This window comes from Plantactinospora sp. B5E13 (genome assembly GCF_039871775.1).
Lineage (GTDB): Bacteria > Actinomycetota > Actinomycetes > Mycobacteriales > Micromonosporaceae > Plantactinospora.
In genome coordinates this window covers 56,531-77,704 of sequence record NZ_JBDPLT010000032.1, presented here as the reverse complement: position 1 = coordinate 77,704, position 21,174 = coordinate 56,531, and the positions used below count along the sequence as shown (strand labels likewise).

The 21,174-nt window shown below is 72.4% G+C and carries 14 protein-coding genes and 1 pseudogene; 8 read left to right on the top strand and 7 right to left on the bottom strand.

Features of this window, described 5'->3' with window-relative positions:
- The first annotated feature begins 8 nt into the window (after positions 1 to 8).
- Positions 9 to 1,028: an adenosine deaminase gene (locus tag ABGB05_RS24970; RefSeq protein WP_347655956.1), complete on the top strand. Its 1,020-nt coding sequence runs from the start codon at positions 9 to 11 to the stop codon at positions 1,026 to 1,028.
- Positions 1,029 to 1,449: 421 nt separating this feature from the next.
- Here ABGB05_RS24970 and ABGB05_RS24965 read toward each other — a convergent pair whose 3' ends face one another.
- From ABGB05_RS24965 to ABGB05_RS24950, 4 genes are all read right to left on the bottom strand, one after another.
- Positions 1,450 to 2,841 carry a HAMP domain-containing sensor histidine kinase gene (locus ABGB05_RS24965; protein WP_347655955.1) on the bottom strand — a complete coding sequence of 464 codons (1,392 nt, stop codon included), beginning with the start codon at positions 2,839 to 2,841 and terminating at the stop codon, positions 1,450 to 1,452.
- 29 nt (positions 2,842 to 2,870) lie between these two features.
- A complete protein-coding gene (locus tag ABGB05_RS24960; RefSeq protein ID WP_331217042.1) occupies positions 2,871 to 3,560 on the bottom strand; it encodes a response regulator transcription factor in 690 nt (229 codons plus the stop codon).
- 135 nt (positions 3,561 to 3,695) lie between these two features.
- Positions 3,696 to 6,170 carry a glycoside hydrolase family 3 N-terminal domain-containing protein gene (locus ABGB05_RS24955; RefSeq protein ID WP_347655953.1) on the bottom strand — a complete coding sequence of 825 codons (2,475 nt, stop codon included), beginning with the start codon at positions 6,168 to 6,170 and terminating at the stop codon, positions 3,696 to 3,698.
- Between the two features lie 176 nt (positions 6,171 to 6,346).
- On the bottom strand, positions 6,347 to 7,498 hold the full coding sequence (locus ABGB05_RS24950; protein ID WP_347655952.1) for a class I SAM-dependent methyltransferase: 1,152 nt from the start codon (positions 7,496 to 7,498) through the stop codon (positions 6,347 to 6,349).
- A 116-nt stretch (positions 7,499 to 7,614) separates the two neighbouring features.
- Between ABGB05_RS24950 and thrS the strand changes: the two are divergent.
- The 4 genes and pseudogenes from thrS to ABGB05_RS24930 all read left to right on the top strand — a co-directional run.
- A pseudogene (thrS, locus tag ABGB05_RS24945) lies at positions 7,615 to 9,633 on the top strand (threonine--tRNA ligase); the annotation flags it as partial.
- 268 nt (positions 9,634 to 9,901) lie between these two features.
- On the top strand, positions 9,902 to 10,384 hold the full coding sequence (locus ABGB05_RS24940) for an HIT domain-containing protein (protein ID WP_347655975.1): 483 nt from the start codon (positions 9,902 to 9,904) through the stop codon (positions 10,382 to 10,384).
- A gap of 330 nt (positions 10,385 to 10,714) precedes the next feature.
- Positions 10,715 to 11,644, top strand: coding sequence for an SDR family oxidoreductase (locus tag ABGB05_RS24935; protein WP_347655950.1), 930 nt, complete (start codon positions 10,715 to 10,717; stop codon positions 11,642 to 11,644).
- A 23-nt stretch (positions 11,645 to 11,667) separates the two neighbouring features.
- Positions 11,668 to 12,504 (top strand): helix-turn-helix transcriptional regulator, encoded by an 837-nt coding sequence (locus tag ABGB05_RS24930; protein WP_347655949.1) that lies wholly within the window; start codon positions 11,668 to 11,670, stop codon positions 12,502 to 12,504.
- Between the two features lie 114 nt (positions 12,505 to 12,618).
- Here ABGB05_RS24930 and ABGB05_RS24925 read toward each other — a convergent pair whose 3' ends face one another.
- The 3 genes from ABGB05_RS24925 to ABGB05_RS24915 form a co-directional block, all read right to left on the bottom strand.
- Positions 12,619 to 14,952: an esterase-like activity of phytase family protein gene (locus tag ABGB05_RS24925; RefSeq protein WP_347655947.1), complete on the bottom strand. Its 2,334-nt coding sequence runs from the start codon at positions 14,950 to 14,952 to the stop codon at positions 12,619 to 12,621.
- A 130-nt stretch (positions 14,953 to 15,082) separates the two neighbouring features.
- Entirely contained in the window at positions 15,083 to 15,952 is an 870-nt protein-coding gene (locus ABGB05_RS24920) for a bifunctional DNA primase/polymerase (RefSeq protein ID WP_347655945.1), read from the bottom strand.
- A 45-nt stretch (positions 15,953 to 15,997) separates the two neighbouring features.
- Positions 15,998 to 18,148, bottom strand: coding sequence for an elongation factor G-like protein EF-G2 (locus tag ABGB05_RS24915; protein WP_347655944.1), 2,151 nt, complete (start codon positions 18,146 to 18,148; stop codon positions 15,998 to 16,000).
- Positions 18,149 to 18,399: 251 nt separating this feature from the next.
- Here ABGB05_RS24915 and pgsA point away from each other — a divergent pair, with 251 nt between their 5' ends.
- From pgsA to ABGB05_RS24900, 3 genes are read left to right on the top strand one after another with little or no spacing between them, the layout of a single operon-like run.
- Positions 18,400 to 19,029 carry a phosphatidylinositol phosphate synthase gene (gene pgsA, locus ABGB05_RS24910; RefSeq protein ID WP_347655942.1) on the top strand — a complete coding sequence of 210 codons (630 nt, stop codon included), beginning with the start codon at positions 18,400 to 18,402 and terminating at the stop codon, positions 19,027 to 19,029.
- 28 nt (positions 19,030 to 19,057) lie between these two features.
- Positions 19,058 to 19,996 (top strand): phosphatidylinositol mannoside acyltransferase, encoded by a 939-nt coding sequence (locus ABGB05_RS24905; RefSeq protein ID WP_347655940.1) that lies wholly within the window; start codon positions 19,058 to 19,060, stop codon positions 19,994 to 19,996.
- A gap of 11 nt (positions 19,997 to 20,007) precedes the next feature.
- Positions 20,008 to 21,168, top strand: coding sequence for a glycosyltransferase family 4 protein (locus ABGB05_RS24900; protein WP_347655939.1), 1,161 nt, complete (start codon positions 20,008 to 20,010; stop codon positions 21,166 to 21,168).
- Positions 21,169 to 21,174: the final 6 nt, after the last annotated feature.

Genomic DNA, 21,174 nt, shown 5'->3' with positions numbered 1-21,174 from the left:
AGATCTCCGTGACCGACCTGTCGGCCTTCATCGCCGGACTACCCAAGGCCGAACTCCACGTCCACCACGTCGGTTCCGCGTCGCCACGGATCGTGGCGGAACTCGCCGCCCGGCACGAGGGCCGGACCCGGGTGCCGGCCGATCCGGAGGCGCTCGCCGGCTACTTCGAGTTCCGGGACTTCGCCCACTTCGTCGAGATCTACCTCAGCGTCGTCGACCTGATCCGCGACCAGGACGACGTCCGGCTGCTCACCTTCGAGGTGGCCCGGGAACTGGCCCGGCAGCAGGTCCGGTACGCCGAACTGACCGTCACGCCGTACTCGCACGTGCACCGGGGGATCCCGGCGCCGGCGTTCTGCGAGGCGATCGAGGACGCCCGGGTCGCGGCCGAGGCGGAACTCGGCGTGGTGCTGCGCTGGTGCTTCGACATCCCGGGCGAGGCGGGACTTCCGGCGGCCGAGCAGACCCTGCGGATCGCCCTCGACGAGCGACCGGACGGGCTGATCAGTTTCGGGCTGGGCGGTCCCGAGATCGGCGTACCCCGGCCGCAGTTCAAGCCGTACTTCGACCAGGCGCGGGCGGCCGGGCTGCGCTCCGTACCGCACGCCGGCGAGACCACCGGGCCGGAGACGGTCTGGGACGCGCTGCGTGAGCTCGGCGCCGAGCGGATCGGGCACGGCATCTCCGCGGCCCGCGACCCGCGACTGCTCGAGTACCTCGCCGAGCGGCAGATTCCGCTGGAGGTCTGCCCCACCTCGAACGTCCGGACCCGGGCGGTGACCACGATCGAGAATCACCCGCTGCCCCGGCTCGTCGAGGCCGGTGTGCTGGTGACCATCAACTCGGACGACCCGCCGATGTTCGGTACCACCCTGAACGACGAGTACGCGGTCGCCGCCCACCTGCTCCGCCTGGACCCTGCCGGGCTGGCCGGGCTGGCCCGTAACGCGGTCACGGTGTCGTTCCTGCCGGAGCCGGAGAAGGCCAAGCTGACCGCCGAGATCGACGCCTACCTCGCCTCGGCCTGACGCCCGTTTCGACCGTCCTGGTCCGCCCTGCCGTCGGGAGGGGTCGCTTCCGCGTCGCCGGCCAGCGCCCGGCGCCAGGAAGGGCCCCTTCCCGGCACCGAACACGTAGGCTGGCCCGGCGCGGGGTGCTGCGGGCGGCCGCGCCGGGCCAGCGATCAGGGGGGCGACACTGCCCGTGGCGGCGGTCGGTGAACGACGCCGCCGGTGTGGTGCTGATCGCGCGCGGCGGGAACCTGGTGTGGGGGACCGTGTCCCCGCCGCGCGCGTGACTCCCCGGGCCGGGTTGGGGCGGACATCTGTGGGTTGTGGCCCGGTGGAGCGGGATGGGATCGCCTCTGATCGTGCCAGCGGGCGGGCCGGGGTGGTCCGTCGTTAAGCCAGTCCTAAGGAAGACTTGCGGCCAACCAGAACTTTGCTCGGTTCAACTGTCCGAGCCCTGCCGACCCCAGCGCCGGCGGGTGCCGGAATCCCGTTCCCGGGCGAGCCGTCCGACCAGCCCGAACCGGCTCACCTGGCGCGGCGCCGCGTCCGGATCGGCCAGCAGCATCACCACACTGGCGCCGCCGAGCCGGGCCCGGTCGATGCTGACCGAGCCGTGCGCCTGCTGGGCCACCCGGCGGGCGATGTCCAGCCCCAGCCCGGTCGAGCCCTGGTCGCTGGCGCCCCGGCGTAGCGCCCGGTCCGGATCCGCGATGCCCGGTCCGGCGTCGTCGACCCGGATCGCGACGTAGCCGTCCCGGCGGGAGACCGCGACCTCGAAGGCGGTGCCCTGCGGGGTGTACCGGAACACGTTGCCCAGCACCGCGTCCAACGCCGCCGCCAGCTCGGCCCGGGGGACCGGGACCGGGATCCGGGTGTGCGCGCCGAGCACCCGGTGGTCGCGGTTCTGGTCACCGGCGAGCGCGGACCAGAACACCATCCGGTCCCGGACCACCTCGCTGGCGTCGCAGTCACCCGGCGCCGCCTCCTGGGTGATCGTCTTGCGGGTCGTGTTGATCAGTACGTCGATCTCGCCCTCCAGCGTCACGATCGCCTGCCGGATCCGTCGGATGGTCCGTCGGCGGTCGAGTTCGGCGGCGCTGAACGAGCCGACACTGGTGTCGTCGGAGTCGAGCGCGTCGGCGTCGAGGCGCAGTACGGTCAGCGGCGTACGCAGCCGGTGTGACAGGTCGGCGACGAGTTCCCGTTCGTCGGTGCGGGAGACGACCAGCCGGTCGGCCATCCGGTTGAAGGCGTACCCGGCCTCGGCCAGTTCCCGGGGACCGCTGGGCTGGATCCGTACCCCGAGGTCACCGTTCCCGACCGCGAGTGCGGCCTGGACCAGCCCCCGGGCCGAGGCGACCGCCCGGGCGGCCAGCCGGTCCACCACGATCACCGAGGCCACCACCAGCCCGATCGCGACCAGGATCAGGATCAGCCAGGTGCCCCCGGTCCCCGCGGTCAGCGCAGCCTCGGTGACGAAGACCTCGACGACCAGGACCCGGCCGGCGACCGGCACCGGCTCCAGTCGGACCACCCCGCCCGGCACGTCCGCGACGACCGGGGTGCCCTCCCGGACCGCCCGGTCGACGTCGGCCGCCTCGGCGCGCGGGGTGCCGCCGGTGTCCAGGCCGTGCACGACCGGTGGGGCCGCCGCGTTGGCACCGGCGGTGCTGATCACCTGGCGTACCGCCGCCGGGTCGGCGCTGACCGACAACGCACCCCGGACCAGCGCGCTGCGTCGGGCCGCGTCGCCGAGCGCCTCCTGCCGGGCGTCGCGCTGCAACGCCGTACCGAGGGGGATCAGGAAGGCCAGTGCGACGATGGTGGTCATCCCGGCGCCGAGGTACGCCAGGGCGAGCCTCAGTCCGGTACCACCAACCGGAACCCGACCCCCCGCACGGTGCGCAGGTAGCGCGGCTTCGCCGCGGACTCGCCCATTTTGCGGCGGAGCCAGTACAGGTGCACGTCGATGGTCTGATCCTCGCCGACCGATGGCTGCCGCCATACCTCCTCCAACAGTTCCCGGCGGGACACGACGCGGCCGGGTCGGGCCGCGAGGTAGGCCAGCAGGTCGAATTCCTTACGGGTCAGGGCCAGCGGCACCCCGTCCAGGTGGGCGCTGCGTTCGCCGACGTCGACCCGGAGCCCGCCGACGGCGTGCACCGCCGGCTCCACCGTGCGGCTGGCCCGGCCGACCCGGCGCAGCACGGTGGTGATCCGCGCGTCGAGGTGCGCCCCGGTGAAGGGTTTCACCATGTAGTCGTCGGCGCCGGCGCGCAGCAGCCGGACGATCGCCTGCTCGTCGTCGCGGGCGGTGGCGATGATGATCGGTACGTCGGTGATGCCACGCAGCATGCGCAGCGCGTCGGCGCCGTCCAGGTCGGGCAGCCCGAGATCGAGGACGACCAGGTCGGGGGTCTGGGCGGCTACCCGGCGCAGGGCATCGAGCGCCGTACCGACCGCGTGCACCGCGTGCCCGCGGTCGGCCAGGGAGCGCAGCATCGCTCCGCGTACGACATGGTCGTCTTCGACCAAAAGCACCGTGGCCACCTGATGACCGTACTGCCCATGGCAAGTCGGGTGAATCGGCGGCCGGCGGGTCGGGGCGGTCCGGGGGCCGGCCCACCCCGACCGGCCCCCGGACCAGGGGCGACGCCCGGTCCGGGGCCCGGGTATCGACCCGGATCAGCCCAGACCGCAGGGCTGGCCGTTGAGCGTGACGTCGGTGGGCGGTGGGTTGACCCCGGTGTGGGTGCCGCTGAACCCGATCCCGACGGTGGCGCCGACGGCCAGGTTGCCGTTCCAGGACTCGTTCGTCGCGGTCACCGTCGTACCGGACTGGGACCACCGCGCCGACCAGCCCTGGACCATCCGCTGCCCGGTCGAGGGGAAGGTGAAGGTCAGGGTCCAGCCGGTGAGTGCGGTCGGGCCGGTGTTGCGGATCGTCACGTTCGCGGTGAACCCGGGATCCCACTGGTCGACCCGGAAGGTGACCTGGCAGGCCGGCCCGCCGGTCGTGGTCACGCTCGCCGTCGGCGAGGGCGCCGAGACGTTGCCGGCGGCGTCGACCGCGACCACCTGGAACTGGTACGTCGTCCCGGCAACCAACCCGGTGACCTGGTACGTCGTCCCGCTGGCGGTGCCGAGCAGGGTCTGGGTGCCGCCGCTGGTCCGGTACACCCGGTAGCCGGTGACGCCGACGTTGTCGGTGGCGGCCGGCCAGCTCAGGGTGGTGCCGGAGGCGGTGGTGCCGGTGGCGACCGGGGTGCCCGGAGCGGTCGGCGCGCTCGTGTCGACCGGCGGTTCGGGGTCGGAACCGCTGTCGTAGCCCAGCCCGAAGCCGTACGGGAAGAGCGGGGTCTTGCCGTCGCCGTCGTTGATCGGCTGCTGGCTGGCGCTCGTCATCCAGCTCACCGGCAGCCGGCCGGTCGGGGCGTACCCGCCGAAGAGTACGTCGGCGACGCCGGCTCCCTCGGTGCCGGGCAGCCAGGACGCGAGCAGGGCGGCCCAGTTCGGCACCTGCCCCGCGACGTCCAGCGGCCGGCCGGAGACCAGTACGACGATCACCGGCACCCCGGCGGCACGCAGTGTGTTCAGGGTGTTCAGGTCGGTGCTGTCCAACCCCATCCCGCTCGGCCGGTCACCACGCCCCTCGGCGTACGGCGTCTCGCCGACCACCGCGATCGCCGCCCGGTACGAGTTGTCGATCCCACTGCCGGAGCTGCTGTACGTGACCGTGGTCGACGGGTCGACCGCGTTGCGGATCCCCTGCAGGATGGAGGTGCCCGGGGTGATCGCCCCGCTGCCGCCCTGCCAGGAGATGGTCCAGCCGCCGCTGGCGTACCCGATGTTGTCGGCGCTCTTCCCGGCCACGAAGATCCGGTTGTCCGCCGGGTCCAGCGGCAGGATGTCGCCGTCGTTCTTCAGCAGCACCTGTGACCGGGCCACCGCCTCCCGGGCGAGTGCCCGGTGGGCGGCGCTGCCCACCGTCGGGGTGAACGACCGGTCGGCCAGCGGTCGTTCGAAGAGGCCCAGTTCGAACTTCTTCGTCAGGATCCGCCGGTTGGCGTCGTCGATCCGGGCCTGGCTGACCCGTCCGGCCTGCACCTCGGCCCGCAGCTGGGTGATGAACTGCCGCCAGCCGGTCGGCGCCATCACCATGTCGATGCCGGCGTTCACCGCCTGGCGTACCTCGGCGGCGGTGAAGCCGGTGGCGCCGTCGAGCTGGTCGATGCCGTTCCAGTCGGAGACGACGAAGCCGTCGAAGCCGAGTTCGCCCTTGAGCACGTCGTTGATCAGGTACGCGTGGCCGTGCAGCTTCTGTCCGTTCCAGCTGCTGTAGGAGATCATCACCGAGCCGACGCCCCGGCGGACCGCCTCGGCGAACGGCGGCAGGTGTACGGCCCGCAGTTCGGCCTCGGAGAGCTGGGTGTTGCCCTGGTCGGTGCCGTTGGTGGTGCCGCCGTCGCCGAGGTAGTGCTTGGCGGTGGCCAGGATCGAGCCCGGGGCGTCCAGGGTCGCGCCCTGCAGCCCGTCGACCACCGTGGTCATGGAGCTGACCAGGTCCGGCCGCTCGCCGAAGGACTCGTAGGAGCGGCCCCACCGGTCGTTGCGGACCACGCAGAGGCAGGGGGCGAAGGTCCAGTTGACGCCGGTGCCGGCGACCTCCTCGGCGGTGGCCCGGCCGATCCGGCGGACCAGGTCGGGGTCGCGGGTGGCGCCGAGGCCGATGTTGTGCGGGAAGATCGTCGCGCCGACCACGTTGTTGTGCCCGTGCACGGCGTCGGAGCCGTAGATCATGGGGATGCCCAGCGGGGTCGCCAGCGCGGCGTTCTGGAACCGGTCGTACATCTCCGCCCAGCTGGTGGCGGTGTTCGGGGTCGGTGCGGAGCCGCCGCCGGAGAGCACCGAGCCGAGCCGGTAGGTGGTGATGTCGGCCGGGGTGACCGAGGCCCGCTCGCCCTGGGTCATCTGGCCGATCTTCTCGTCCAGGGTCATCCGGGCCAGCAGGTCGTCGACCCGGTCCGGCACGGCGCGGCCCGGGTCCTGGTACGGCAGGGCGGCGGCGTCCGCCGGCGGGGCGGGTACGCCGACCCCGACCAGGGTCAACGCGGTGACGATCAGCAGGAGGCGGGGGAGCGCGACGGTTCGCGGGCGCACGGGAGGTCCTCTCGGGCGGGCGGGTTTCCGCACGTCCGGCGCCGCTCCCCGTCGTACGGGACCGCATGGATCGACAACTGTCGTTCGACCGGCTCGGACCGACCATATTCGGGAGCGCTCCCAGGGTCAACTGGGGTGTCGCCCGCCCGCCGCGGCCCCTGGCCCGGGCCGGCCGGTCACCGGGCCGGCGGCAGTTGCAGCACCCAGCGGTACGCCTGGACCAGTCCGGTGTCGAAACCGGCCGCCGAACCCCAGAGGAAGAGCCGGAACCGCCGGTACAGCGGCTCGCCCCAGCGTCGGGCGATCTCGTCCCGGGCGTCGTCCAGCCGACGCGCCCACTCCCGGCACGTCAGGTAGTAGTTGTGCCGGTCGTCGACCAGGCTCAGCAGCTCGAACGGGGAGTGCGCCACGTGCCGCAGGTACTGGTGCAGCAGCAGCGGGGCGGAGGCGCCCGGATAGACGTACCGCTTCATGAAGGTCGAGACGACGTGCTTGCGGCGCATCGCCAGCGCGTCGAGGTAGACCCGGCCGCCGGGACGGAGCAGTTCGGCGTACTTGCGCAGGGTGGTCCGGTAGTCCGGCAGGTGCTCGGTGACCCCCATGTTGACGATCGCGTCGTACCGTTCACCGGGCGAGTAGTTGAAGATGTGCTGCCGTACCACCTGGACCGGCAGCCGCTCCCGGGCGAACAGGTCGACCAGGTAACGCTCCGACTCCGCCGCCAGGGTCGTGGTGGTGACCCGGATGCCCCTGCGGGCGGCGTGCTCGGCGAAGGCGCCCCAGCCACCGCCGACCTCCAGCACGTGGTCGCCGGGCTTGACCCCGATCGCCTCCAGCGCGAGGTCCATCTTTCGGGTCATCGCGTCCTCGAGCGGCTCGTCATCCGAGGCGAACACCCCCTCGGTGTAGCACCGGTGCCGTCGGTCGAGGAAGGTCAGGAAGAACTCGGAGTCCTCGTCGTAGTGGTGGGAGATCGACCGTCGGTCGTCCTCCCGCCGGCCCCGCACCAGCGCCGGGACGAACCGGCCGAGGAAGGCGATCGGGTGGCGGTCGCTGAAGAAGGACCGGATCCGCAGCGCGGCGGCGAGGTCGCCGTCCACGTCCAGCGAACCCTGCAGGTATGCCACCGCGACCGCGAACTGGTCGAGCGCGGCCAGCGCCTTCGCGCCACGTTCGTCCTTGATCACGATGGTGAACTGGGGGTCGCCGGTGCCGAGGGTCCGGGCCGGCCCGCCGGCCGGGGCGACCGCGAACGGCACCCCGGGCTGGCTGGCGAAGAAGGTCTCGTATCTGCGTTGCAGCGCGCTGATGGCGTCCACGGCGGTCACGGCGTCAATCTAACGCCGAGGTCACGGTGCCGGCAGGAGGAAAACGCAGGACCGATAGCATCTCCCACAGCCGGGGAACCGGTGTGGTCCGATTCGTCCAGATCGAAGGAGCCGTCGTGTCCGAAGCCCGTACCCCTGTCGTGGCCGACCCCGTCGTCGTCGCGGCCGGGACGACGGCGGCCGACGCGGTGGCCGCGGCCGGACTGCCGGCCAGCGGCCCCGGAGCGATCGTGGTGGTCCGCGACCCGGAGGGAAACCTTCGCGATCTTGACTGGATCCCGGACGTCGACACCCCGGTCGAGCCGGTCCGGCTCGACTCCCCGGACGGCCTCAACGTGCTGCGGCACTCGACCGCGCACGTGCTCGCCCAGGCCGTCCAGGACATCTTCCCGGAGGCGAAGCTCGGCATCGGGCCGCCGATCGACAACGGCTTCTACTACGACTTCGACGTCGACCGGCCGTTCCAGCCGGACGATCTCGGCAAGCTCGAAAAGCGAATGCAGGAGATCATCAAGTCCGGCCAGCGGTTCCGGCGGCGCCGGTTCGACAGCCTGGAGGAGGCCCGAACCGAACTGGCCGACGAGCCGTTCAAGCTCGAACTGATCGACATCAAGGGCGCCGGTGACTCTACCGGTGGCAGCGGGCTCGACGCCGGCGAGGTGATGGAGGTCGGCGCCGGCGACCTCACCATCTACGACAACCTCGACGCCGACAGCGGCAAGGTCTGCTGGTCCGACCTGTGCCGGGGACCGCACCTGCCGAACACCCGACTCATCGGCGCGTTCAAGCTGATGCGCTCCGCCGCCGCGTACTGGCGGGGCAACGAGCGAAACCCGCAGCTGCAGCGGGTCTACGGCACCGCGTGGCCGACCCGGGACCAGCTCAAGGCCTACCTGAAGCTGCTGGAGGAGGCGGCCCGGCGCGACCACCGCAAGCTCGGCGCCGAGCTGGACCTGTTCAGCTTCCCCGACGAGATCGGCTCCGGCCTGGCGGTCTTCCACCCCAAGGGCGGCATCATCCGCCGCGAGCTGGAGAACTACTCGCGGATCAAGCACGAACAGTCCGGGTACGAGTTCGTCAACTCCCCGCACATCACCAAGGCCAACCTGTTCGAGACCTCCGGCCACCTGCCGTACTACGCCGACACCATGTTCCCGCCGATGAAGCTGGAGGGTGCGGAGTACTACCTCAAGGCGATGAACTGCCCGATGCACAACCTGATCTTCAGGGCACGCGGGCGGTCGTACCGGGAGCTGCCGCTGCGGTTCTTCGAGTTCGGCACCGTCTACCGGTACGAGAAGTCCGGCGTGGTGCACGGCCTGACCCGGGTACGCGGACTCACCCAGGACGACTCGCACATCTACTGCACCCGGGAGCAGATGCCGGGTGAGCTGACCACGCTGCTGGCGTTTGTCCTCGACCTGCTCCGCGACTACGGCCTCGACGACTTCTATCTGGAGCTGTCGACCCGCGACGACTCGCCGAAGTTCATCGGCTCCGACGCCGACTGGACCGAGGCGACCGAGGCGCTGCGGACCGCCGCCGAGGCGTCCGGACTGGAGCTGGTCCCGGACCCGGGCGGCGCGGCCTTCTACGGGCCGAAGATCAGCGTCCAGGCCAAGGACGCGATCGGGCGGACCTGGCAGATGTCCACCATCCAGGTCGACTTCAACCAGCCGGCCCGGTTCGGCCTGGAGTACCAGGCCGCGGACGGCACCCGGCAGCAGCCCGTCATGATCCACCGGGCGCTCTTCGGCTCGATCGAACGCTTCTTCGGCGTGCTGACCGAGCACTACGCCGGCGCCTTCCCGGCCTGGCTCGCCCCGGTCCAGGTGGTCGGCATCCCGATCCGTGAGGAGCACGGGGCGCACCTGGCCGAGTTCGTCGCCGCGCTACGCGCCGAGGGGATCCGCGCCGAGGTCGACACCTCCGACGACCGGATGCAGAAGAAGATCCGGACCGCCCAGCAGCAGAAGATCCCGTTCATGGCGATCGCCGGTGACGCCGACGTGGAGGCGGGCGCGGTCTCGTTCCGCTACCGGGACGGGTCGCAGCGCAACGGCGTACCGCTGGCCGAGGCGGTGGCGCACGTGGTCGAGGTGGTCCGGTCCCGGACCAACTCCGGCCCCAGCGCCGAGCCGGTGGTGGCCGCCGACGTGTGCGCCGGGCCCGGGGCGGGTGGTGGGGGTGGGGGGGGGCGGGGGGGCCCCGCTCTGGGCGGTCAGGCTTGATCCCGACGCGGGTCACCCGGCCCCGCCCCGGTTCCGGCTCGGCGGTGGGCGCCGGGCCGGGGTGAGTCGCCGATCCGAGGGCGGTCGTAGGATCGTCGGCGTGACAGGCGCGGCGCCCCACGCGGAGATCGGCACAGCCGACGGACTCGACCGGCTCTGGACCCCGCACCGGATGACCTACATCGCCGGTGACGACCGACCGGGGGAGGGGCACGAGAAGCCGACCGGCTGTCCGTTCTGCCTCGCCCCGGAACGGGAGGGCGACGACAACCTGGTGGTGCACCGGGGCGAACGGGTCTTCGTGGTGCTCAACCTCTATCCGTACAACCCGGGGCACCTGCTGGTCTGCCCGTACCGGCACGTCGCCGACTACACCGAGCTGGACGTCGCCGAGACGGCCGAGCTGGCCGCCTGCACCCAGACCGCGATGCGGGTGATCCGACAGGTCAGCAACGCCCACGGGTTCAACCTCGGGATGAACCAGGGCGGGGTGGCCGGCGCCGGAATCGCCGCCCACCTGCACCAGCACGTGGTGCCGAGGTGGGGCGGGGACGCCAACTTCATGCCGGTGATCGGTCGTACCAAGGTGCTGCCGCAACTGCTGGCCGACACCCGTACGCTGCTCGCGGCCGCCTGGCCCGCGCGGGTCGACTGACAGCGCGGCTGCCGGACGGCCACCCCGGATCGGTCATTCGGGCCGGATCCGCGCGATCCGGTGACACGGCACGCAGCCGTCACAGCCGCTGCCTCCGTCCTCGGCTCCGCCGTCTCCCTGGCCGGAGTCAACCCGCGCAGCGCCGGATCACCGCGGAGTTCGAGGCGCGCGGCGCCCGGGACCCGCGCGGTCCGGACCATCCTCGGAGCGCGTGCTCACGGCCTCGCCAGGGACAACCGATCCCTGGACGGGCCGCACCTGGTTACCGGTCAACCCTGGTGCGACCGTGGGCTCCGCAACGAAGGAAACATCGTCCAGCAGGGAGTTGTTGTGAAGGACGTGACCGTACCCGATCTGACCGGGAAGCTCGCCGTGGTGACCGGCGGCAGTGACGGACTCGGGCTGGGGCTGGCGAGGCGGCTCGCCCAGGCCGGTGCCGAGGTGGTGCTTCCGGTTCGCAACCCGGACAAGGGGGCAGCGGCTGTCGAAAAGGTGCGCGCGGTGGTGCCGGGGGCGGAGATCTCGACGCGGAGCCTCGACCTCGCCTCACTCGCCTCGATCCGGGCATTCGCCGACACCATGCACGCGGAGGGCCGTCCAGTCCACCTCCTGGTCAACAACGCCGGAGTGATGGCACCGGCTACCCGGCACACCACCCAGGACGGCCTGGAGCTGCAGTTCGGGACGAACCACGTGGGCCACGTCGCGCTCACCGCCGGCCTGCTGCCGCTGCTGAGCGCCGGGCAGGCCCGGGTCACCACGATGTCGAGCAGCGCCGCCCGGTTCGCGAAGATCGACTGGACCGACCTGCAGAGCGAGCGGAAGTACTCGGCGGTCCGGGCATACAACCTGTCGAAGCTGGCCACCCTGCACTTCGGCCTCGAACTGGACCGACGCAGCAGGACCGCCGGCTGGGGCATCAGCAGCAACGTGGCCCACCCCGGCACCACCCTGACCAACCTGTACGCCTCCGGCCCCAACCTGGGCCGGTCCCGGCCCTCCCGGCAGGAGGCCGTCATGCGACGGCTGCTCCGCTGGGGCCTGTTCGTGCAGGACGTGGAGGCTGGTCTGCTGCCCGCCCTCTACGCCGCGACCAGTTCGCGGGCGCGAGGCGGCAGGTTCTACGGCCCGGACGGCCTCGGACAGTTCACCGGAGGGCCGAAGGAACTGGCCCTCTACCGTTCCGCCCGGGACGAAGCCGAGGCGGCCCGGCTCTGGGACGTCTCGGAACGACTGGCCCAGGTGGAGTTCGTCCGCTGACACACGGAGCCGAAGGAGCGATCATGGAGCGTGAACGTCTCGCCGAGTTCCTCCGGACTCGACGTGAGGCCCTGCAACCGGAGGATGTCGGGCTGCCCCGGGGACACCGGCGGCGGCGTACCGGCGGGCTGCGTCGCGAGGAGGTTGCCGCGCTCAGCGACATGTCGACCGACTACTACAGCCGGATCGAACAGCAGCGCGGTCCGCACCCCTCCGAGCAGGTGCTCGCCGGGATCGCCCGTGGCCTACGGCTCTCGCTGGAGGAGCGGGACCACCTGTTCCGACTCGGCGGGTACGCCACATCGCGCCGGGTGCGCCGCGCCGACCACGTCAACCCGGGGATGATGCGGATCTTCGACGGGCTCGACGGCGCCGCCGCCCAGGTGGTGAGCGATCTCGGCGAGACGCTCCGGCAGACCCGCCTGGCCCGCACGCTGCTCGGCGACGAGACCGGCTACTCCGGTATGGCGCGCAGCCTGCACTACCGCTGGTTCACCGACCCGGACGCCCGTCGGAGTTACCTTCCAGAAGACCACGCCGCGCACGGTCGACTGCTCGCCGCGGACCTGCACCGGGCGTACACCCGGGACGGGGCGAGCTCGGCGGCGGCCGCCGTCGTCGGGACGCTGCTCGCCGCGAGCCCGGAGTTCGCCGAGCTCTGGCAGAAACATCCGGTACCGGGCCCGTACTGCGGTCCGAAACGCATCCACCACCCTCAGGTCGGCCTCCTCGAACTGCACTGCCAGGTGCTGGTCGACCCCGACCAGTCCCAGCTGCTGCAGGTCTTCACCGCCACACCGGGAACCGAGAGTCACGAGAAACTCCAGCTCCTCTCGGTCGTCGCCGGCCAGCAGATCTGACCGGCCGGAGCGGATCCACGCCCGGCCGGGTGGCGACCTGGTCGGAGGAGGGCCCGAGCACGGGAACGGCCGCCGAGAGGATCCCGACGGCCGTTCCGAGCGACAGCTTCCGGGTCAGCGCTTCGTCCCGAACACCTTCCGGTTATCGCCGAGGCGGAGGAAGACCGTTTCCCCGGTCGCGTCCTGCACGGCGTCGTTGTCGGTGATCGCGTACACCCGGCCGTCGCCGGCCACGGTCAGTCCCTCCAGCTTCTCCTGGGTCCAGCCGTTTGTCGCCCGCAGGTCGGGCAGGACGTCGTAGGCCAGGGTCTTCGGCAGCACCCGAAGCGGACCGGGCGCCGCCGCGGTGCGCGGCAGTCCCACGGTGTAGATCCGCTTCAGCTTTGCGGCCGGGCCGTTGAGCTTGTCCCGTTCGATCACCGCGAGCCGGTCGCCGACCACGGTGATCTCGGAGAGGCCGATCCAGTCGCCCGGCGTGGTCGTGCTCTCCAGCCGGTAGCCGTACCAGCTCCAGGTACCGGCCGCCACGTCGTAGCGGCCGAGCCGGACCACCCCGGTCGGGTCGCCGGCGACCTCGCGCTGCAGCGCCACCCAGACGATCTCCCGGCCCCGGCTGTCGGTGGTCGCGGTGACGCCCTCGAGGCCCTGCTTGCCGAGGCCGGCGGCGACCTCCGCCGGCAGTGCCACGACCTGCCGGGTCATGCCGGCGGCGTCCAGCCGGACCAGCTGGTTGCCGGCGCCGGTGGCACCCTCGACCGCGAGCCAGAACCCGCCCTGCGGCCGGGTGAAGATCCCTTCCGCGTCGTAGCCGACCGGGGTGCCGTCCGCCGCCTTCACGGTCAGCTCGCCGATGATCCGCGCCGGCTCCCGCCTCGGGTCGACGGTCAGGATCCGGGTCGGTGAGTACGCCGCGTCGGTCACGCTGTGCAGCAGGTGCGGCTTGCCCGGTACGGCGGAGAGCGCGCCCAGCGCACCCCAGCCGATCGGCACCCCACCCCGGGGCGTCGGCTCCGACACGATGGTCGGGAAGCTCGGCGCACCCTTGCCCAACCGGTAGAGCGTCACCGAGGCCCGGACGTTGACCGAGGCGTCGTCCTCCTCGCTGGAGACCGCGAGCAGGTTCCGGGACGGGATCGGCAGCAGCCCCTCCGGGCCGTTGGTCGCCGGCAGGACCTGCCGGAACACCGGCGCGGTCGGCCGGCTCAGGTCGTAGACGGCCACGAAGTTGCTCCGCTCCGAGCCGACGAAGGCGTACCGGACACCGTTGAACTCGGCGACCGCGATGCCCTCCGGTTCGGTGCCCTTCTTGCCCGACCGGTCCTCGTTGAAGAGGCCGTACTCGACCGCGAGCCGTTCGAAACCGTTGCCGGCGTCCCATACGACTCGGCCGGTCCGGCTGTCGAAGACCGACCAGCCGCGGCTGCCGCCCCGCCAGTCGCCCTCGTTCGCGGTGGCCAGGTAGCGGTCGTCGATCCAGGCGACCGCGTCCGGTTCGCGCGGCATGTCGGTGATCGAACCGGTCAGGTTGATTCCGCCGTCGTCCTCGGTGTCGATGCCCCGGACGGTGGCGGTGCCGGCCCCGAAGACCGTGGTGATCCGGCCGCTGGGCAGGTCGACCAGGGCAACGCCGTTGTTCTCCTGCAGGGTCACCGCGAGTTGGTTCCGGTTGTTGATCGAGACGTACTCCGGCTCCGGGTCGGTCGGTCCGGCCAGCCCGGCGGCGGTCAGCGCCGGCAGCGCGGTGCCGTCCGGGTTGGTCAGCGCCACCTTCCGGGTACGCCAGCCCGTCGGCGTACCGCCGGTCAGGTCGACGATCTGCACGAAGCCGGCGGGCGCCTGCGGCAGGTCGCCCTCCTCGCCACCGGCCGGGGTCGCTTCCTCGTCCCGCTCGTTCTCGATCGCGATCGCGGCATACCGCCGGTCGTGGCTGATCGCGATCGAGTCGGGCTGACCACCGAGGTCGAAGCTGGTCACCCGCTTGCGGTCGGCGAGCCGGATCACATCGAGCCGACCGGACGGGTCGGTGTAGTCGGCGCTGGTGTTGACCACCACCAGGACATACGGCCCGACCACCGCGACGGAGGTGGGCTCGTCCTCGGCGTCGCCGAGTTCGGTCAGGGAGAGCGTGCCGAGGCCGCGCGGCCGGTCCGGATCGGTGATGTCCAGGAAACCGATCCGCCGGGCCAGCGCGTCGGTGTAGATCAGGGTCCGCCCGTCGGCGCTGACCGTGGAGATCTCCGCGACGGTCGGGCTGGCCGGGTCTTCGCCCGCCGGCCGGTTTTGGAACACCGGGTAGGTGGCCGTCCGGTCGAAGGCGAGCTGCGGAGCCGGGTGGTGCTTGCCGGCGGGGGCGGTGCCGGCGCCGGCCACGGTGGTGGTGGCGCCGGCCATGGTGCCGGCGGCGACCGCCACCGCGGCCAGCGCCCCGTATCTCTTCTTCGAGGGCATCACTTCTCCGTTGACGTTGGGCTTCCGGCTCGGAAGGTGACACGGAGGAGCGAGCGGCAGCCGGCCGTGAGATGAACGGCAAGCAAAGATCAACAGCGGGGCGCGGGGCGTCCCCGGTTGGCGCAGGGAATCAGGCGGCGAGTCCGGGACGTGGCCGGTGGCGGCCGGCACGCAGCCCGGACCGGATGGTCCGGGTGATCTCGGGTTGGCCGAGCCCGGCCCGGTACGCCGCGTCGGCGAGCACAACGGCGATGCTGTGCTCGTCCAGCAGCCGTGCCGCGGCGAGCTGGCCGAGGTGGAAGGCGGCCCGGAACAGCGTGGTGTTCCGGGTACCGACGGCCGCGCCGGCGACCAGCTCGGCCTCGGCGACGAGCGCGGCCTGGGCGTACCGGTCGGGTCGGCAGAGTTGTGGAGCACGACCGCCGGGTCCCCCGTCAACAATCCGGGGCGGTGGCCGCAACAGGGCGGCCAGCGGTGCGGGGCAGTCGGGCAGCGGCGGGGTCGGCCGGCGTACCCAGCGGTATCGGGCCCCGCTCGCGTGCCGGGAGGGCGGCGCGACGACGTACCCGCCGGAGCCGCGCCAGTCGACGCCGGGCAGCAGGGCGGTCCGGTTGCCGGCGCCGGTCGGACGCAGGTAGAGATGCCAGCCGCCGGAACCGGTACGAACCAGGGGTCCGGCGACCGGTGCGTCCCGGAGCAGCTTCCGCAGCCGGGGCACGGCCTCCCGCGCGTCGACGTCGCAGACGTCGAACCGGATGCCGGTGCGGAGTCCCACGTTGGCCCCGGGCCACCGGGCCCACCACCGCTGGATCATGTCGGGTCGGGTCGTGGCGTCGTGCAGTCCGTGTCGGAGCAGGGTGTGGTGCCAGCGGGGATGCTTGCCGGGCCGGTCACAGCCGGGCCGGCCGCAGCTGCACCCTGCCGCGCCGACGCTGTGCAGGGGGAGCACGGGTACGCCGTCGGCGGCGTACGCCAGCGCGGCACGCAGCAACGGTGACATGCGCCCGACCTCCGGCAGCGAGGGTGGAGCAGGCGGCTTCCTCCCTCACGCCTCCTTGCGAATCTGGTCGGCGAGCTGCGGTGGCATCGGCTCGTAGCGGGCGAACGACCGGCGGAAGGTACCGCCGCCGGAGGTCATCGAGCGCAGCTCGACGGCGTACCGGAGCAGTTCGGTGGCCGGCACCTCGGCCCGGACCAGGGTGTGGTCGGTGCCCTCCGGGTCCGGCTCGGTGCCCAGCACCCGGCCCCGCCGACCGGACAGGTCGCTCATCACCGCGCCGACGCTGGCGTCCTGCACCCGGATGACCACCTCGTCGACCGGTTCGAGGAGGATCACCTGGCCCTTGTCGGCGGCGTCCCGCAGCGCCAGCGAACCGGCGGTCTGGAACGCGGCGTCGGAGGAGTCGACGCTGTGCGCCTTCCCGTCGACCAGGGTCACCCGTACGTCGACCACCGGGTAGCCGGCGACGATGCCGCGCTCCATCTGGGTCCGTACGCCCTTCTCCACCGACGGGATGTAGTTGTGCGGTACGGCGCCGCCGACCACCCGGTCGGTGAACTCGAAGCCGGCACCCCGGGGCAGCGGCTCCACCTCGATGTCGCAGATCGCGTACTGGCCGTGCCCGCCGGACTGCTTCACGTGCCGACCGTGCCCCTTCGACGCGGCCGCGAAGGTCTCCCGCAGCGCCACCCGGACCGGCTCGGTCTCCAGGTCGACCCCGCCGCCCCGGAGCCGGTCCAGTACCACCTCGGCGTGCGCCTCGCCCATGCACCAGAGCACCAGTTGGTGGGTCTCCGGGTTTCGCTCCAGCCGCATCGTCGGGTCACCGGCGACCAGTCGCGCCAGGTTCTTGGCCAGCGCGTCCTCGTCGGCCCGGCTCTTCGCCACGACCGCGACCGGCAGCAGCGGCTCCGGCATCTCCCAGGGGGCGATCAGCAGCGGCTCGTCCCGGCCGGAGATCGTGTCCCCGGTCTCCGCCGTACCCGACTTGGTGATCGCGCAGATGTCGCCGGCCACGCAGTACGGCACCTCGCGCAGCGCGGTGCCGAGCGGGCTGTAGACGTGCGCGATCCGCTCGTCGGCGTCGTGGTCCGGATGGCCGCGTTCGGCCATGCCGTGTCCGGAGACGTGCACGACCTGGTCTGGCCGGAGCGTGCCGGAGAAGACGCGGACCAGGGAGACCCGGCCGACGTGCCGGTCGATGGTGGTCTTGACCACCTCGGCGACCAGCGGCCCGTCCGGGTCGCAGGTCAGTGGCGGCCGGGGCGAGCCGTCGACGCCGGTGACGGTCGGCAGGTCGTGCTCCTGCGGAGTGGGGAAGGCCGAGGTCAGCACCTCCAGCAGCGCGTCGATCCCCAGCCCGGTCTCGGCGCAGACCGGCACCACCGGATAGAAGTGGCCCCGGGCGACGGCCGTCTCCAGGTCGTCGATCAGGACGTCGACCTCGATCTCCTCGCCCTCCAGGTAGCGGTCGAGCAGGGTCTCGTCCTCGCTCTCCGCGATGATCCCCTCGATCAGCTCGTTACGGGCGTCGGCGATGGCCGGCACGTGCTCGGGATCGGGGTCGCGGACCACCGCCGGCAGCCCGGCGGAGTAGTCCAGGATCCGGCGGGTGATCAGGCCGATCAGCCCGACCACGTCGGTACCCTCGTCGTTGAGCATCGGCAGGTAGAGCGGCTGTACGTTGTCGCCGAAGACCCGCTGGCAGAGCGCCACCGTCTCGTCGAGGTCGGCCCGCTGGTGGTCGAGCCGGGTCACCGCGACCGCCCGGGGCATGCCGACGGCGGCGCACTCCTGCCACAGCGCGGCGGTCGCGCCGTCCATCCCGTCGACCGCGGAGACCACGAAGAGCGCGGCGTCCGCCGCCCGCAGGCCGGCGCGCAGCTCACCGACGAAGTCGGCGTAGCCCGGGGTGTCGAGGAGGTTGACCTTCACGTTGTCGTGCACCAGCGGGGCGCAGCAGAGGTTGATCGACCGCTGCTGGCGTACCGCCGCGGGGTCGTGGTCGCAGACCGTGGTGCCCTCGGTGACGGCGCCGGGTCGGGAGATCGTCCCGGTCGCGGCGAGCAGCGCCTCGACCAGGGTCGTCTTTCCCGCCCCGGAGTGGCCGACGAGCACCACGTTGCGCACCCTGCCGGGCTCGTCCACCACCGGCGCCGGGCCGGTGAGCCCCTTCTCGTGATTCTTCTGCGCCATCGGGCGCACCTCCCTAAGCCGGTGGATGGTGGCGACCGCCGCGCGCGACGGGGGAGCTGCCCTGGCGACTCCGCGGCGATATCCTCGGGTGGCCTTCCGTGCGTCGGGGACGTGCCGGGTTGCGGAGTGAGCGGCGTCACGTCCCCTGCCCCGATCTCACACCCGGACAAGACCTGACACAAGCCCGTGGCGGGAAGTGTGCGCCACCGGGCGTACCGCCTCCGTACGCCGCCCGTTATGGTGGGACCGCCATGGCGAAGATCTTCCAAGTGTCGGCCCGGGCCGGCATGACCCGCGTTGTCGAACCGATCGCCCGGACCCTGCTGCGGGTCGGGGTGACGCCCAATGCCGTCACCGTCACCGGCACCCTCGGGGTGCTGGTCGGCTCGATCGTGCTCGGTGCCCGGGGTTACCTGGTCGCCGGTGCACTGGTGGTGACCTTTTTCGCGCTGACCGACCTGCTCGACGGCACGATGGCCCGGATGAGCGGCGGCTCCACCCGGTTCGGCGCCTTCCTCGACTCAAGCATGGACCGGGTCTCCGACGGCGCCGTCTTCGGCGCCGTCGCCTACTGGCTGGCCACCCGCGACGACCACGTCGGGGTCACCGCCGCGCTGATCTGCCTGGTCGCCGGTGGGCTCGTCTCGTACGTCAAGGCGCGCGCCGAGGGACTCGGGATGACCTGCAACGTGGGGATCGCCGAGCGGACCGAACGGCTGCTGATCGTCGGGGTCGGCGGGCTGCTCACCGGCCTCGGGGTCAGCTGGGCGCTGGTCACCGCACTCTGGCTGCTCGCCGCCGTCTCGCTGTTCACCGTCGGCCAACGGATGGCACACGTCTACCGGCAGGCGCAGGCCACCAGTCTGGGCGTGGACGCGTGAGGCCGGGCGACCGGCGGTGGGCGCCCCGGTGACTCCGGTCGAGTTCGCCTACCTGGCGGGCTGGCGCCTGGTGCGTGCCCTGCCGCGGCCGGTCGCCGTGGCGGCGTTCCGGGCCGCCGCCGACCGCGCGTACCGCAGACGCGGGCGGGGCACCACCCGACTCGCCGGCAACCTGCGCCGGGTGGTCGGTCCGGAGCTACCCACCGACGAGTTCGAGCAACTGCTGCGTCGGGCGATGCGGTCGTACGCCCGCTACTGGCTGGAGATGTTCCGGCTGTCGTCGCTGAGCCGGGCACAGATCCGGCAGCACTTCCGGCTGGACGGCGCCGACCTGCTGGCCGCCGAGATGACCACCGGCCGGGGCGCGGTGGTGGCCCTCCCGCACGCCGGCAACTGGGACGCCGCCGGTGCCTGGGTCGCCGCGATGGACTGGCCGATCGCCACCGTCATGGAGCGACTCAAGCCGGAAGGGGTGTACGAGCGCTTCCTCGCCTTCCGGCGCCGGCTCGGCATGGAGATCCTGCCCACCCACGGGGGTGAACGGGCCCCGTTCGACGTACTGGCCGAGCGGCTCGGTGCGGGTTACCTGGTTCCGCTGCTCGCCGACCGGGACCTGTCGGCGCGCGGCATCGAGGTGCGGTTCTTCGACGGGCGGGCCCGGATGCCGGCCGGTCCGGCACTGCTCGCGATCCGGACCGGCGCCCCGCTGTACGTCGCCAACATGTGGTACGAACCGGACGGCCCCCGGGGGCGGCTGGTCGGCCCGCTGCCGGTGCCGGATCCGGACAGCGGTCCGCTCGTCGACCGGGTACGGATCCTGACCCAGGCGATCGCGGACGAGTTGGCCGCCGGGATCGCCGCCCATCCGGAAGACTGGCACATGCTGCAGCGGGTCTGGATCGACGAGCCGTCGGCCGGCGGGTCGGAGACACCGGCGGGTCCGTCGACCCCGGCCGGGCTGGTCTGAGGGGAGGGCCGGTGCGGATCGGCATCGTGTGTCCGTACTCCCTCGACGTGCCGGGCGGCGTGCAGAACCACGTGATGGATCTCGCCGAAGCGTTGATCGGACTCGGACACGAGGTCAGCGTGCTGGCGCCCGCCGACGACGACGCGCCCCTGCCGCCGTACGTCGTGCCGGCCGGCCGGTCGGTGCCGTTTCCGTACAACGGCTCGGTCGCCCGGATCACCTTCGGCCCGGTCTCCACCGCCCGGGTCCGGCGCTGGCTGGCCCGGGGCGAGTTCGACGTCCTGCACGTGCACGAACCGCTGGCGCTCAGCCTGTCGCTGCTCGCTGTGCTCTCCACCCGGGGACCGGTGGTGGCCACCTTCCACACCGCGATGACCCGGTCACGGGCGTTGGCGGTCGCCCAGGGGGTGCTTCAGCTGGTGCTGGAGCGGATCACCGCCCGGATCGCGGTCAGCGCGCTGGCCCGCAAGGTGCAGGTGGAACACCTCGGCGGTGGGGCGGTGGAGATCCCCAACGGGGTGGCGGTGGCGAAGTTCGCACACGCCGAGCCGCTGCCGGGCTGGCCCGGGCCGTCCGGCCCCGGCCGGGGCGGCACGCTCGGCTTCCTGGGCCGGTTCACCGAGCCGCGCAAGGGGTTCGGGGTGCTGCGGGAGGCGTTCGTCGCGCTCGCGCCGCGGCGTCCGGGGCTGCGGCTGCTGGTCGCCGGCCCCGGTGACCTGGCCGATCTGCACGAGGGCGTCCCGCCGGAGTTGCGGGACCGGATCACCTTCCTCGGTCGGGTGACCGAGGAGGAGAAGGCGCGGATGCTGCGCAGCGTCGACCTCTACGTGGCGCCGAACATCGGCGGCGAGTCGTTCGGCATGATCCTCACCGAGGCGATGGCGGCCGGCGCGGCCGTGGTCGCCAGCGACCTGGACGCCTTCCGGCGGGTGCTGGACGGCGGACGGGCCGGTCAGCTCTTTCCCACCGGGGACGCGGAGGCGCTGCGGCGTACCCTCGACACGCTGCTCGACGACCCGGTCCGCCGCGCCGAGCTGTCCGCCTGTGCGCGCGAGGTGGTCGCGGCCTTCGACTGGCCGACGGTCGCCCGCCGGGTCCTCGAGGTCTACGCGACGGCGATCGAGGCCACCGACGGCCGGGTGCTGGACGAGGAGTGGACCGGCCTGCCCTGACCACCG